Source organism: Tenacibaculum profundicola, from assembly GCF_057220795.1.
On the sequence record NZ_CM170137.1, the window covers coordinates 2,822,270 to 2,836,629 of the forward strand.

The 14,360-nt window shown below is 32.9% G+C and carries 14 protein-coding genes and 1 pseudogene; 12 read left to right on the forward strand and 3 right to left on the reverse strand.

The features are described 5' to 3' along the window. The first annotated feature begins 1 nt into the window (after window position 1). The gene (locus AC2TDS_RS12130; RefSeq protein WP_484735848.1) at window positions 2-511 is read left to right on the forward strand and encodes a hypothetical protein; all 510 of its coding nucleotides are present in this window, start codon (window positions 2-4) and stop codon (window positions 509-511) included. Window positions 512-685: 174 nt separating this feature from the next. Here AC2TDS_RS12130 and AC2TDS_RS12135 read toward each other — a convergent pair whose 3' ends face one another. Continuing rightward, window positions 686-1,051 (reverse strand): helix-turn-helix domain-containing protein, encoded by a 366-nt coding sequence (locus AC2TDS_RS12135; protein WP_484738948.1) that lies wholly within the window; start codon window positions 1,049-1,051, stop codon window positions 686-688. 370 nt (window positions 1,052-1,421) lie between these two features. On the opposite strand from AC2TDS_RS12135, the gene AC2TDS_RS12140 reads away from it, so the two are divergent. The 9 genes from AC2TDS_RS12140 (at window position 1,422) to AC2TDS_RS12180 (ending at window position 11,028) form a co-directional block, all read left to right on the forward strand. Further along, window positions 1,422-2,789 carry an RHS repeat domain-containing protein gene (locus AC2TDS_RS12140; RefSeq protein WP_484735849.1) on the forward strand — a complete coding sequence of 456 codons (1,368 nt, stop codon included), beginning with the start codon at window positions 1,422-1,424 and terminating at the stop codon, window positions 2,787-2,789. Window positions 2,790-2,792: 3 nt separating this feature from the next. After that, window positions 2,793-3,272 carry a hypothetical protein gene (locus AC2TDS_RS12145; protein ID WP_484735850.1) on the forward strand — a complete coding sequence of 160 codons (480 nt, stop codon included), beginning with the start codon at window positions 2,793-2,795 and terminating at the stop codon, window positions 3,270-3,272. A gap of 788 nt (window positions 3,273-4,060) precedes the next feature. Continuing rightward, window positions 4,061-5,371, forward strand: coding sequence for an RHS repeat-associated core domain-containing protein (locus AC2TDS_RS12150; protein ID WP_484735851.1), 1,311 nt, complete (start codon window positions 4,061-4,063; stop codon window positions 5,369-5,371). A gap of 77 nt (window positions 5,372-5,448) precedes the next feature. After that, window positions 5,449-5,736: a hypothetical protein gene (locus tag AC2TDS_RS12155; protein ID WP_484735852.1), complete on the forward strand. Its 288-nt coding sequence runs from the start codon at window positions 5,449-5,451 to the stop codon at window positions 5,734-5,736. Window positions 5,737-5,827: 91 nt separating this feature from the next. Beyond that, entirely contained in the window at window positions 5,828-6,163 is a 336-nt protein-coding gene (locus AC2TDS_RS12160) for a hypothetical protein (protein ID WP_484735853.1), read from the forward strand. A 506-nt stretch (window positions 6,164-6,669) separates the two neighbouring features. After that, window positions 6,670-7,899: an RHS repeat domain-containing protein gene (locus tag AC2TDS_RS12165; RefSeq protein WP_484735854.1), complete on the forward strand. Its 1,230-nt coding sequence runs from the start codon at window positions 6,670-6,672 to the stop codon at window positions 7,897-7,899. A 19-nt stretch (window positions 7,900-7,918) separates the two neighbouring features. Then, a complete protein-coding gene (locus tag AC2TDS_RS12170) occupies window positions 7,919-8,779 on the forward strand; it encodes a hypothetical protein (RefSeq protein ID WP_484735855.1) in 861 nt (286 codons plus the stop codon). Window positions 8,780-9,255: 476 nt separating this feature from the next. Further along, window positions 9,256-10,587 carry an RHS repeat domain-containing protein gene (locus tag AC2TDS_RS12175; RefSeq protein WP_484735856.1) on the forward strand — a complete coding sequence of 444 codons (1,332 nt, stop codon included), beginning with the start codon at window positions 9,256-9,258 and terminating at the stop codon, window positions 10,585-10,587. A 3-nt stretch (window positions 10,588-10,590) separates the two neighbouring features. Further along, window positions 10,591-11,028: a hypothetical protein gene (locus AC2TDS_RS12180; protein ID WP_484735857.1), complete on the forward strand. Its 438-nt coding sequence runs from the start codon at window positions 10,591-10,593 to the stop codon at window positions 11,026-11,028. Window positions 11,029-11,185: 157 nt separating this feature from the next. Here the strand turns inward: AC2TDS_RS12180 and AC2TDS_RS12185 are convergent. Next, window positions 11,186-11,443, reverse strand: a pseudogene (locus AC2TDS_RS12185) (helix-turn-helix domain-containing protein); the annotation flags it as partial. 309 nt (window positions 11,444-11,752) lie between these two features. Then, window positions 11,753-12,052 carry a helix-turn-helix domain-containing protein gene (locus AC2TDS_RS12190; protein WP_484738945.1) on the reverse strand — a complete coding sequence of 100 codons (300 nt, stop codon included), beginning with the start codon at window positions 12,050-12,052 and terminating at the stop codon, window positions 11,753-11,755. A 443-nt stretch (window positions 12,053-12,495) separates the two neighbouring features. Here AC2TDS_RS12190 and AC2TDS_RS12195 point away from each other — a divergent pair, with 443 nt between their 5' ends. Together AC2TDS_RS12195 and AC2TDS_RS12200 are read left to right on the forward strand one after the other, a co-directional pair. Continuing rightward, window positions 12,496-13,881, forward strand: a complete 1,386-nt coding sequence (locus AC2TDS_RS12195; RefSeq protein ID WP_484735858.1) for an RHS repeat domain-containing protein — start codon at window positions 12,496-12,498, stop codon at window positions 13,879-13,881. Further along, entirely contained in the window at window positions 13,871-14,278 is a 408-nt protein-coding gene (locus AC2TDS_RS12200) for a hypothetical protein (RefSeq protein WP_484735859.1), read from the forward strand. Before AC2TDS_RS12195 ends, AC2TDS_RS12200 begins: the two co-directional genes overlap by 11 nt. The last annotated feature ends 82 nt before the right edge of the window (window positions 14,279-14,360 follow it).

The following is a 14,360-nucleotide window of genomic DNA, read 5'->3' on the forward strand; positions in this document are numbered from 1 at the left end:
TATGAAAAAAGTATTAATATCAATAATAGGTATAATCTTAATAGGATTCTTGTTTACATTATTGACAGGTTACTCAATGGTAATTACAACTTCGAATGATAAACATGATATAAATATTGATTGTGTGGATGGAAAAGTAAATCCATTAGCAAAATTTAATTTTTCTGAAGGAGATTGGAAAATGTATATTGTTTTAAGTGGAGATGATAAGAATAATTTACCCTCAGACGTGAGAAAAGTTAATTGTTTTAAAACGTCTGATAAATCTTTACTACTATCATTACAGGAGAACTGGAATTTTGAATGTAAAGGAGGAGATATGACAACAGTCGATAGTGATATATACTTACTTCATGATGGTAAACTAGTTTTTTCTTCAGGCTTAATGATAAATTCTGCTCAAGAGGGTTTACAAAGTAAAAGTTTTGGATGGATATTTTCAAAGAATAAAATGATAAGCAAAGAACTAGGAAATTTCAATCGTGTTTATTCTCCTTTAGTATTCTTATGATTAGTAAATTGAGCAAAGTTGTATTATTACTTTTTACCCCTGCTCGTCCTAGTATGTCCGAGTAAGGCTACTGCTAGTTTTTATAACTAGTAGCGGGTATGAGTAAGAAATAGAAATTAAATTTTAAAAATAATAAAGATGAAGCCACGTTATGAGTAATTATAGCGTGGTTTTTTATTTGTAAGCTTGTTGAGTTTTATAGTCACGTAAATACATATCAATAAAATCAAAAATATACTTCTTCTTCTCTTCCGATAAATTAGAAATATCTTCAATACGCTGTAAAACTTCTTTATCCTTTACCAAAACAGAAGTATCTCCAGCAAGATAGTCAAGAGAAACATTAAGAGCTTGTGCAAGATTTTTGGCAATGTCAATCGACGGTGTACGTTCGTATCTTCCAATAATAGCAGACGAAGTACCAATCATAGAAGCTAAATCTTCACCCCCAGCTGGCGCGCGAATGACAAAGTAATTGCTACCGCTCGTGTCCTCACGAGTGGCGGGTAAGAGTAAGCGGTTACAATGATCAGTTTTCAGTTTTCAATGATCAGTTGTCAGTTGTCGATGATCCCCCCGCCCCTGATTTCCATGATAAAAACAAGTAATAGTTAATAAAAATTTAGGCCCTGCTCCCGCACGAATCCTTTCGTGTGCGTTAGGTAAGAGTAAGCAAATAGAAATTATAATTTAAAAATAATAAAGATGAAACCACAGCAGTGATGTTGTGGTTTTGTTGTCTAAAAGTCGGTTTTTTATTCGTACAAAAAAACAGGCATTAGATATATGGAAGTGGTTAATTTCTTACATTTACATAGATTGATGAAAAAGGACGTTCTTACTAAAAAAAGTTGCAGATATTGGAAATACAAACTTTGGTTTTAAAGATGTCGATAATACAGTTGATTTTGTGTATGACGATAACGGAAATATGACCATTGACAGAAACAAGGGAATCACAGAGATTACATATAATCACTTAAACTTACCGACTAGAGTAACGATTGGAGGTAAGTATATTAATTATACCTATGATGCAAGTGGTGTAAAACTTCGTAAAGAGGTTGAGAATACCACAACGAATTATGCAGGGAATTATATTTATAAGAAGACTGCAGGTATTGAAAAACTTGAGTTTTTTAACCATGCAGAAGGTTATGCAAGCCCTGACAATAATGGAAGGTTCAAATATACGTATCAGTATAAAGACCATTTAGGAAACGTTAGACTGTCTTACTCGGATGCCAATGGTGACGGGGATATTGATGTTACCAACGACCCAAATACCAATGAAATTGTAGAGGAATCGAATTACTATCCCTTTGGACTCAAACATAAAGGATACAATAATGTTACGAATTCCCTCGGAAATAGTACGGCGCAGAAGTTTGGGTATAATGGTAAAGAACTTAATGAGGAACTAGGAATCCAATGGCATGACTTTGGTGCTAGAAATTATGATGCTACTCTTGGTAGATGGATGAATTTAGACCCACTTGCTGAACAGATGCGTAGGCACTCTCCTTATAATTATGCGTTTAATAATCCTATTTTCTTTATTGACCCAGATGGAATGGCTCCAATGAAACCAGATGATGTATATTTAGATGTTAAAACAGGAAAGGTTCTTGGAGAAGACGGAGCTACAACAAATAATGTTAGAATTATCAGAAAGGAAGATTTTAATGATATTAAATCTGGAAACAACGGTTCTACAATGTCATCAAAAGCTACAGCTCAATTACAATCATCAAGTAGTATTGTTACCGTTAATGAAGATAAAATACAAAGCGATGTCAATAATGTCAATAATGAAACGGTTTTAGACCAATCAAAAGAAAGACAAACTAATATTGTATTAAAAATGGACTATAGTGAAGATATACCAACAGGAGAGGTTACTTCAATTAGGGGTGCAGATGGTGTTGATGGGAAAACAACTATGAGTGTAGATGTTAGAAGAGATGGTGTGCAGACCGTTAAAGGAGGTAAAAATATTTTATTAGGACAAGTTCATTCTCATAATAAGACAACCACACCAGGAATGGTTAATGCTTCTTCTACTTCTAATCTAGACTTAAGTACTTCTAATGGTTATAATGTGCCTATTTATGCTATTGATTCTTTTACAGGTACACCAGCAGTTTCAACACCTTCAACAGGTGGTACCGGACCAGCTATGCATAAAGTTTCTGGAGGAGTCAAAACTAATTTTATAGGTACTACAGCTACTTTAAATGTAGGTAGAGATGCTTTAAAAACTCATGTAAAAAAATAAATTATGAAAAACTATATTTTATTATTCATTCTTTTTGTTGGTGTGGCTTGTAAATCCACCCAAAATCAAGTGAAATTTAAAAACTCATCAATAGTTTATATACTTCCTCTTGAAGTAGAAGAGTTATTTAAAAGTAAGTTAAAAGGGTTAGAGGATATTTCATTTGAAATAAGAAGAGATAAAGAAGACTTTTGGATTTTCTTAAACGATAAAGGTAACTTCCTAACAGATGCAACAAATAGAAAAATTGTAATTGATAATAAACTTTATCCTTTGTTTATAGATTTAGATTATATATTTGGTTCTTCTGAAAATCAAGGTATTGTTTTGGAAAAGTTAAAAAATGACTCACTAGAAAAACCTTTTACTAGAAGAAAAAACATGATAATATATGATGATTCTTATAGAGTAAAATTTAAAGAAAACGGTAAAATATTATACAAAGGCTATGGGGATAATGTTAAAAAAATGAATAATAAATAAGATAAAACTTATATAAAATTATGTCAATCCCGATAGCGCGGATTTGTAACCCGATAGCGCGGATTTGTAATCCGTGCCGAGTATGAGTAAGAAATATAATAAAGAAACCACAGCGCAAGTTGTGGTTTTTTATTTATAGGCTTGTTGTGTTTTATCGTCACGTAAACACATATCAATAAAATCAAAAATATACTTCTGTGCAATCTACACAGCTATTTTGAAATAATGTGTCCCGTAAATGTGATTATATTGAAAATGAGCTAGTTGTGAGTTTGTATTGAAAGATAATATTATTGGGTAAGAAGTAACTTTGTTTTTTCCCCTGCTGGCGCGCGAATGACAAATTAAGGCTACCGCTCGTGTCCTCACGAGTGGCGGGTAAGAGTAAGCGGTTACAATGATCAGTTTTCAGTTTTCAGTTTTCAATGATCAGTTGTCAGTTGTCGATGATCCCCCCGCCCCTGATTTCCATGATAAAAACAAGTAATAGTTAATAAAATTTAGCCCCTGCTACCGCACGAATCCTTTCGTGTGCGTTAGGTAAGAGTAAGCAACTAGAAATTATAATTTAAAAATAATAAAGATGAAACCACAGCAGAGATGTTGTGGTTTTGTTGTCTAAAAGTTGGTTTTTTATTCGTGCAAAAAAACAGGCATTAGATATATGGAAGTGGTTAATTTCTTATATTTACATAGATTGATGAAAAAGGACGTTCTTACTAAAAAAAGTCGCAGATTCTGGAAATACAAACTTTGGTTTTAAAGATTTCGATAATACAGTTGATTTTGTGTATGACGATAACGGAAATATGACCATTGACAGAAACAAGGGAATCACAGAGATTACATATAATCACTTAAACTTACCGACTAGAGTAACGATTGGAGGTAAGTATATTAATTATACCTATGATGCAAGTGGTGTAAAACTTCGTAAAGAGGTTGAGAATACCACAACGAATTATGCAGGGAATTATATTTATAAGAAGACTGCAGATATTGAAAAACTTGAGTTTTTTAACCATGCAGAAGGTTATGTAAGTCCTGACAATAATGGAAGGTTCAAATATACGTATCAGTATAAAGACCATTTAGGAAATGTACGATTATCATACACAGATAATAACAAAGACGGCGTTATTACTGCAAGTACAGAGATTATAGAAGAATCAAACTACTATCCTTTTGGTCTGAAACACAAGGGGTACAATGAAAACGTCTCTTCCCTCGGAAATAGTACGGCGCAGAAGTTTAAATACAATGGTGTGGAGCTTGAAGAATCTCTAGAGTTGAATTTATACGAAATGGATGTTAGGAGTTATGACCCTGCTATAGCCCGTTGGACTTCTATTGATCCTGTTACGCATCACTCGATGAGTACCTATACTGCTTTTGATAATAATCCAGTTTATTGGGCTGACCCTAGTGGAGCTGATAGTCAAACTATTTATGATTTTGATGGCAATGCATGGAATGTTGATTGTGAAAATGGGGAATGTGGAAATGAAATGAGAGCTATTTCTGAAACACAATCACATTTTGGAGAAGGACCATCTGATATTATTCGTAAAAATTCGAAAACAGGAGAGACTACTGTTTATAAAACAAATGCTGATTATGATGCTGAATATGTAGATGGAAAATTAACAAGAACTACGGAAAGCGGAGCGATAGAACAAGAGCTTATCGATTCTGGACTATCATTTAAAGTAAGACAAGGTCCAAATTCTGTTGGAATGGGTTTAACAGACACTGTACTTGCTGCGATAGCTTCTGAGTTTGTTTTAGCAAGAGCAGGTATCTATGCTTGGTTTGGTAGAGCGGCTAATGTAGCAAGAGTTGGAAAGACTTCAAAAAAAGTGATAGAAATGAGTATCGGAAAACTAAATCCTTTACACGCAGTTCCTAGAGCAGGTAAAGGAATTAATTATATAGATGATTTAGCCAAGCTAATTTCAAAAAAAGGGTACGATATAAAACGAGCTATTCCTGTTGTTAAGATGCCAAATGGTAGACTTGTTATATCTGGAGGTCATCATAGAGTTGTAGCAATGAAACAACTTGGAGGAAAAACAATACCTTCGGTAATGAAAAATTGAAGTAGTCTATCCAAAGGTGTTCAACAAAGATTATTAAGCGGGCCAAATGGTAAGGCTTGGGCAAATTATTTAAAATAATGAAAAATTGGTATAAAGTAGGTAGTGATAACAGAAGTATATGTGCTAATTGTGTGCAGGATTTTAAAGATTTAGGGGTATTAGACCATCATAGTAGTATTTGCCCTAATTGTAAAATTGAGTGTATTTGGTTTTATTTTGAAAAGGGTAAAACACTTCAAGTTATACCTAAATATGCCCCGAAAGAATTTGTTTTATTTCTAAAATGGGCTCAAATGGAACTAGATGAATTAGAATTTTTAGAATTAATCGTTTCTTTTGAAGAAATAGCAAATTCTATAGCCTGATAAACCTGCTGAGAATATAACAGAAAATGGAGATAAGTTCTCTTCTGTTGATGGGAATACTTATCAGTTTTCTAACAATGAATGGGTTAAGTTGAGTGGTGCAAAGATAAATTTAGCAGGACTTAGAGCAGGGTCAACAGGATATGTACCTGTTATAGGTGGAGAAGTTATGGTTGATCAAGCTTTGGTTACACAAGCTCAAAAAATAGTAGCAATAGAAGCGGCGGATATTGAAGGTTTTGTATCAGGAGCAGTTATTGAAGGTACTATTACTAAAAAGGTCGCTTTACCTTCGCCAGGTGTTGTTGCTCTATCTATTATTTATAATATGTACAAGGGAATTATATTACAAAGTTTAGAAAATAAAGAACATGATAAGAAAGCTAAAAAAGCTAAAGATCAAATAAAAAGAAAACATGGTAATTAAAAATAAATTTATAAAACGGATATTATTTCTAGTGTTATTTTGTTTTATAACAATAAGTATTAATATTGTTTTTTCCGTTTTAAAGAATGAAGAAATAATTAAGTTAAACCTACTTTTATCTCTAGGTTTTGGAATATTATTATGGTTCTTTTTCTTAATAACTAAGAAAATTGAATAGAAAACCTGATCGCTAGAAGAGTCCCCGCTCCCGCACGAATCCTTTCGTGTGGCGAGTATGAGTAAGCAATACAGAAATTAAATTTTAAAAGTCATAAAGATGAAACCACAGCAGAGATGTTGTGGTTTTGTTGTCTAAAAGTCGGTTTTTTATTCGTGCAACAAAACAGGCATTGGATATATGGAAGTGGTTAATTTCTTATATTTACATAGATTGATGAAAAAGGACGTTCTTACTAAAAAAAGTTGCAGATTCTGGAAATACAAACTTTGGTTTTAAAGACGGTACAAATTCGGGAAGTGATTATACCTATGATTCGAATGGAAATATGACCATTGATAGAAACAAGGGAATCACAGAGATTACATATAATCACTTAAACTTACCGACTAGAGTAACGATTGGAGGTAAGTATATTAATTATACCTATGATGCAAGTGGTGTAAAACTTCGTAAAGAGGTTGAGAATACCACAACGAATTATGCAGGGAATTATATTTATAAGAAGACTGCAGGTATTGAAAAACTTGAGTTTTTTAATCATGCAGAAGGTTATGCAAGCCCTGACAATAATGGAAGGTTCAAATATACCTATCAGTATAAAGACCATTTAGGAAACGTTCGACTGTCCTATACTGATGCCAATGGTGATGGAGATATTGATGTTACCAACGATCCGAATACCAATGAAATAGTAGAAGAATCGAATTACTATCCCTTTGGACTTAAACACAAAGGATACAACAACAACGTCTCATCCCTTGGGAATGCTACTGCGCAGAAGTTTGGGTATAATGGGAAAGAATTGAATGAAGAATTAGGGCTTGAATGGCACGACTTTGGTGCTAGAAATTATGATGTTTCTTTAGGTAGATGGATGAACCTTGACCCTCTTGCAGAAGAAATGCGTAGACACTCGCCTTATAATTATGCGTTTAATAATCCTGTTTATTTTATTGACCCTGATGGGATGGCGCCAGAGGATTGGGTAAAAAAAGTAAATGGGAAAAGGCAGTTAGTTTATGACACAAAGGCTAATGGGGGAAAAGGAGCATATACAAAATATGCATCAGCGAAAGATAAAAAATATGGAGAGGCTTTGAGGAACTCAGGAAAAACTGGTAAAGATCAATTTAATCAATTGGTTACTTCTGAACATGATGTGGAAGTAACTTTTAGTGAATATAACAGTGCACTTTCTTTTGGAGAAACAGTAAGTACTCTTAGTGATGATGGGACTAAAATTGAAGGAACTTCACTCATAACTGTATATGTTGGATCGGCAAAAGAAGCTGTCGATAATAAACAAAGTATTAGTGACAGTCCACTAGATGCACCTTTAGCTAAGATAGTTAAAGAGAATGATTTAGGTGTTGTTGATGTAGTGGCTTCTGTTTTAGGGCATGAAATAGGTCACGATACTGTAGAAAATCAAAAGCTAAAGAAAAAAGAAGAAACTACAAATATCGTTGATGAAAAGAATAATACAGAAACTAAACCAAACATGATTGGCTATAATATATTAAAAGATATTGCCAATTCAAAAAAGAAGAAATAAGATGGTAAGAATAACTTTAATGTTAATATTTTTTTTAACTAGCTTTTCTTGTATTTCACAAAAGAATATTGTAACAGACGAGTTTAGAGTTAAAGTAGCTAGTATTTTATTAAAGAAAAAGAAAATTTCGAAGAAAAAATACGATTACTATCTGAGTGAAAAAGGGAGCATTCCAATATACGGTCTAATGAATAAACTAAAGGATATTCCTGAAAAAGGTCTTTATAGTGTTTCTACTGGAAGTCATTCAATGACTCATTATATTTTATATGACGATAGTAATACAATATCATTTTTAGATATTTCTGATAGATATAAATTCAAAAGATCTATTGGTATTTTTTTAGTATTTGCTAAAGAAAATAAAATATGCAGGCAGTTAATAATCAAATGCTTGTCAATAATGATAAATCATTTCTACTTAACCAACAAACAACCTAAAAAAGATTTGGATAGAGATTGTAAATTTGAACCAACCCCAGTTCTATCGAGTTTTAAAAAAGAAGAAATTGAATTAATCTTAAAACAATATGTCAGAAAAGATGAGTTAGTTGCAGATGCTGAATCACTTGAAACTCCTTATCTCTCTTTAATTAAAATTAGTAATGATTATTATGAGACAAAAAATGAGATATTGAATGTTGATGTTTATTCTAGAACATTCTATATCCCTAATCAAGATAACCTTAAGGAATATTTTATATTTATTAGAGAAAATAATTATAAAATTTACAGAGTAGTAGATTATGAATCATTCTTAAAATTAATAGAAGAGGCTATAGAGTTTAGTATTGATAGTAATTATTGTTATAAAAAAACAACGAAACTTCTTGAATATTTTATAAATAGCTATTTTGTAAAAGATTGTTTTACAGATTAAACTAGGTAATATACCCCCAGCTGGTGCGCGAATGACAAAGTAATTGCTACCGCTCGTGTCCTCACGAGTGGCGGGTAAGAGTAAGCGGTTACAATGATCAGTTTTCAGTTTTCAATGATCAGTTGTCAGTTGTCGATGATCCCCCCGCCCCTGATTTCCATGATAAAAACAAGTAATAGTTAATAAAATTTAGCCCCTGCTACCGCACGAATCCTTTCGTGTGGTTGAATAAGAGTAAGCAACTAGAAATTAAAATTTAAAAATAATAAAGATGAAGCCACAGCAGCGATGTTGTGGTTTTGTTGTCTAAAAGTCGGTTTTTTATTCGTACAAAAAAACAGGCATTAGATATATGGAAGTGGTTAATTTCTTATATTTACATAGATTGATGAAAAAGGACGTTCTTACTAAAAAAAGTTGCAGATATTGGAAATACAAGTTTTGGATTTAAAGATGTCGATAATACAGTTGATTTTGTGTATGATGATAACGGAAATATGACCATTGATAGAAACAAGGGAATCACAGAGATTACATATAATCACTTAAACTTACCGACTAGAGTAACGATTGGAGGTAAGTATATTAATTATACCTATGATGCAAGTGGTGTAAAACTTCGTAAAGAGGTTGAGAATACCACAACGAATTATGCAGGGAATTATATTTATAAGAAGACTGCAGATATTGAAAAACTTGAGTTTTTTAACCATGCAGAAGGTTATGTAAGTCCTGACAATAATGGAAAGTTTACATATGTATATCAATACAAAGACCACTTAGGGAACGTTAGACTGTCCTATACTGATGCCAATGGTGATGGAGATATTGATGTTACCAACGATCCGAATACCAATGAAATTGTAGAGGAATCGAATTACTATCCCTTTGGACTCAAACACAAGGGGTACAATGACAACGTCTCATCCCTTGGGAATGCTACTGCGCAGAAGTTTGGGTATAATGGGAAAGAATTGAATGAAGAATTAGGGCTTGAATGGCACGACTTTGGTGCTAGAAATTATGATGCTAGTTTAGGAAGGTGGATGAACTTAGATCCACTTGCTGAGAAAATGCGTAGGCATTCTCCGTATAATTATGCTTTTAATAATCCTATTTATTTTATTGATCCTGATGGGATGGCTCCGCAAGGTATTTTTGTTGATGAAAACGGTAATACTATAGGAGATGATGGTATTGATGATGACAAAGTTTATGTGGTAAAAACAGATCAAAAAAGTGTTGAATCTGGTGCACCTATGGATGGAATTTCTACAGAGCAAAAAAATAAGACAGTTTCTTTTATTAAGGAAAATAGTGGAAATACAGAAGTATTTAAAAATAACAGTATTGCATACGATAATAGTGTTGAAATAGAAGGAGCGGAGAGTACAAGACAGTCAATGGTAGATGTCGTTAATCAGGACGATGGTACTGGTGGTAATGATGGATCTAATTCCAGAGAATATGGAGGAACAATAAATAAAGATGGTTCAGTGTCTGAATCTACTAAAACAGGAGATCGACATGTGAAAATTTCTGTTACCGCTGAGACTAAAGCAAAGTTTCATAGTCACCCTAGTGGCACCACTACAGGAAAGTGGGGGGAATTTGTAGGAGTAGCGGATGGTCCATCAAGTGAGAGAGTCTTAGGAAAAGGAAGAGGTGATATAGGAGCTCATCAACCAAATATGACTAATTATGTATTCCAAAGAGGAAATGGAAAAGTTTATATTTATAATGGAAACCCTGGTATACAGGCGATTATACCTCAAAAAAACTTTGTTAAATTACCTAAAAAGAAGTAATCCATGAAAAGATTCAAATTTATATTATTGTTTTTTTTTGTTATTAATTTTTGTACAGGACAGGAAAGTAAATCTTTGGAAAGATTAATAATAACGGAATTTGTAAAAAAAAATAGAAATAATGAGGTTCTATTTAATGAGCAGAATTTGTACATACTAGGTTATGGCTATGATTTTTCTGTAAAGAATATACGGGTAAAATATTTAAGTTTAAAAGAGGTTAAAATTAAAATTGAACAAATGGGAGAGTTTAATTTGGTTAGTATGAAAGATTTATATTTAGAATCTGGTTTATTGAAAACATCTTTTGAGTTTTTAACAGCGAAAAAGAAAAGTAAAGTGGATTTTATTACACAAGATTATTTCAATGAAGTTTATTGCGTAAAATATGATTGTGACGAAAAGAAATATATTATTGAATGGTGTGGAGCCCCCCACTGATTGATATACCCCGCAAATTGACATTTAGCTTTAGCGTAATGGCAATTAGTTACAGGCAATTTAAATAAAAAACGGTACCATGAAAGCCATTTGCAATGGCGAGTAGTAAAGTTTAAAAATAATAAAGATAAAGCCACAGCAGGGATGTTGTGGTTTTTTATTTGCTTAACTTTTTAGTTAGGTCAATTTTAAGAGCAAAAGCAGAAAGTAAATCTTTGACGGTTTCTTTTTGTTTAGTGGATAGTTCCTGCATTTTTCTAAATAAAGCTAGTAGCTCAATATCTTCAATTGTATTTTGTGCTTTATTATTACCATACACAAGTTTATCTAAAGATATTTCTAATACTTCCGCCATACGTTTTGCTACTTCTAAAGATGGAACAGAAAGGTTACGTTCGTATTTAGAAAGGTTAGTAACATGAACCCCCCAGCTGGTGCGCGAATGACAAAGTAATTGCTACCGCTCGTGTCCTCACGAGTGGCGGGTAAGAGTAAGCGGTTACAATGATCAGTTTTCAGTTTTCAGTTTTCAATGATCAGTTGTCAGTTGTCGATGATCCCCCGCCCCTGATTTCCATGATAAAAACAAGTAATAGTTAATAAAATTTAGCCCCTGCTACCGCACGAATCCTTTCGTGTGCGTTAGGTAAGAGTAAGAAATAGAAATTAAATTTTAAAAATAATAAAGATGAAGCCACGTTATGAGTAATTATAGCGTGGTTTTTTATTTGTAAGCTTGTTGAGTTTTATAGTCACGTAAACACATATCAATAAAATCAAAAATATACTTCTTCTTCTCTTCCGATAAATTAGAAATATCTTCAATACGCTGTAAAACTTCTTTATCCTTTACCAAAACAGAAGTATCTCCAGCAAGAAAGTCAAGAGAAACATTAAGAGCTTGTGCAAGATTTTTGGCAATGTCAATCGACGGTGTACGCTCGTTACGTTCGTATCTTCCAATAATAGAAGACGAAGTACCAATCATAGAAGCTAAATCTTCACCCCCAGCTGGCGCGCGAATGACAAAGTAAGGCTACCGCTCGTGTCCTCACGAGTGGCGGGTAAGAGTAAGCGGTTACAATGATCAGTTTTCAGTTTTCAATGATCAGTTGTCAGTTGTCGGTGATCCCCCCGCCCCTGATTTCCATGATAAAAACAAGTAATAGTTAATAAAATTTAGCCCCTGCTACCGCACGAATCCTTTCGTGTGCGTTAGGTAAGAGTAAGCAAATAGAAATTATAATTTAAAAATAATAAAGATGAAACCACAGCAGTGATGTTGTGGTTTTGTTGTCTAAAAGTCGGTTTTTTATTCGTGCAAAAAAACAGGCATTGGATATATGGAAGTGGTTAATTTCTTATATTTACATAGATTGATGAAAAAGGACGTTCTTACTAAAAAAAGTTGCAGATATTGGAAATACAAACTTTGGTTTTAAAGATGTCGATAATACAGTTGATTTTGTGTATGACGATAACGGAAATATGACCATTGATAGAAACAAGGGAATCACAGAGATTACATATAATCACTTAAACTTACCAACGAGAGTAACCATAAACGGAAAGTATATTAATTATACCTATGATGCAAGTGGTGTAAAACTTCGTAAAGAGGTTGAGAATACCACAACGAATTATGCAGGGAATTATATTTATAAGAAGACTGCAGATATTGAAAAACTTGAGTTTTTTAATCATGCAGAAGGTTATGTAAGCCCTGACAATAATGGAAGGTTCAAATATACGTATCAGTATAAAGACCATTTAGGAAACGTTAGACTGTCTTACTCGGATGCCAATGGTGACGGGGATATTGATGTTACCAACGATCCGAGTACCAATGAAATAGTTGAAGAATCGAATTACTATCCTTTTGGACTGAAACACAAAGGGTACAATAACAACGTCTCATCCCTTGGAAATAGCACTGCGCAGAAGTTTGGGTACAATGGAAAAGAACTAAACGAAGAACTTGGTTTAGAATGGCACGATTACGGAGCTAGGAATTATGATGCGACTCTTGGTAGATGGTTAAATATAGATACAAAATCAGAAGCTTATTATCCAGTAACTCCATATCAATATGTGTTAAACAATCCAGTTGTTCATGTAGATCACAATGGACAATGGACAGTAACTCGTCATTATAATATGACTTATAAATATGTGGCTGCTGCTGGTATAGGTAAAAAACAAGCGGACATGATAGCGCATTATTCTTCAGTCTATGCAGATAACCCAGGAAATCATATTCATCTTAATAACTATGCTCATTTGAAAGACGGTCCTAATTTTATGTATTATAAATCCAACGTTAATTATGAGGATACAAGAAACTCTCAAATTACAAAATGGGATGGAAATGGACCGAATTATAATATTTGGCATTCAATGCGTTCAGGTTGGGAAAAAGAAATGTTTTTGGCAGGTAAAGAAGGCGGGATTTCGGAAGAAGGGGCTATGAAAAGAGGACTTCATTTCGGATGGAAAAGTATATTTAATTCTGCAAAATCTGGAAAATTAAATCATTTACAAGAGAATAGTGAAGGTATAAAACTTTTAGGACAAGGATTACATGCGTTACAAGATGCGTATGCACATAGAGGTAATGGGGATCCAGTTGGCATCAGACATGTTGCTAATGATATTTTCGGAGGGTTAAAAGAAGCAAAAGCGATTACACAAACAGCAATTATTGTACACAATTTATTAACCGAAAATTGGGGAGCTATAGATAAGTCAGGGATTAAATTAACTAATACAGAAGGAATGACTAAGAAGCAGTTTTCAACAATAATATCGCAAGCACTAAAATATCTAAAACAAAAAAAAGAAAATGATAAGTAAAGAAAGAACTATATTAAAAAGTAGTAGATTTATATTAGGTATGTTACTATTATTTATTTCATTTATTACTTTAATTTCTATCTTTTCCGTAGGTCATGAATTAAATATTAGGAATATAGAAACATTAGGAATGTTTATAATTGTATTTATCCAATTTATTTCTGGCTTATTATTAGTTTTTTCTTTCAATAAGAATATAAATAGATTAAAAATAGTTCTAGTTCCTCTATTAACCTTTACTATCTTTTCTTTTATTTATATGTTATATGAATTTTCAACTATAGAGGTTGATAGTGTTATTAATCCATTATTAATTGTGCCCTTTTTAATTTTGTTATTAAATATTAAAGTTGTTTATGATTTTATTTCCCCTGCTGGCGCGCGAATGACAAAGTAATTGCTACCGCTCGTGTCCTCATGAGTGTCGGGTATGAGTAAGCGGTTACAATGATCAGTTTTCAGTTTTCAATGATCAGTTG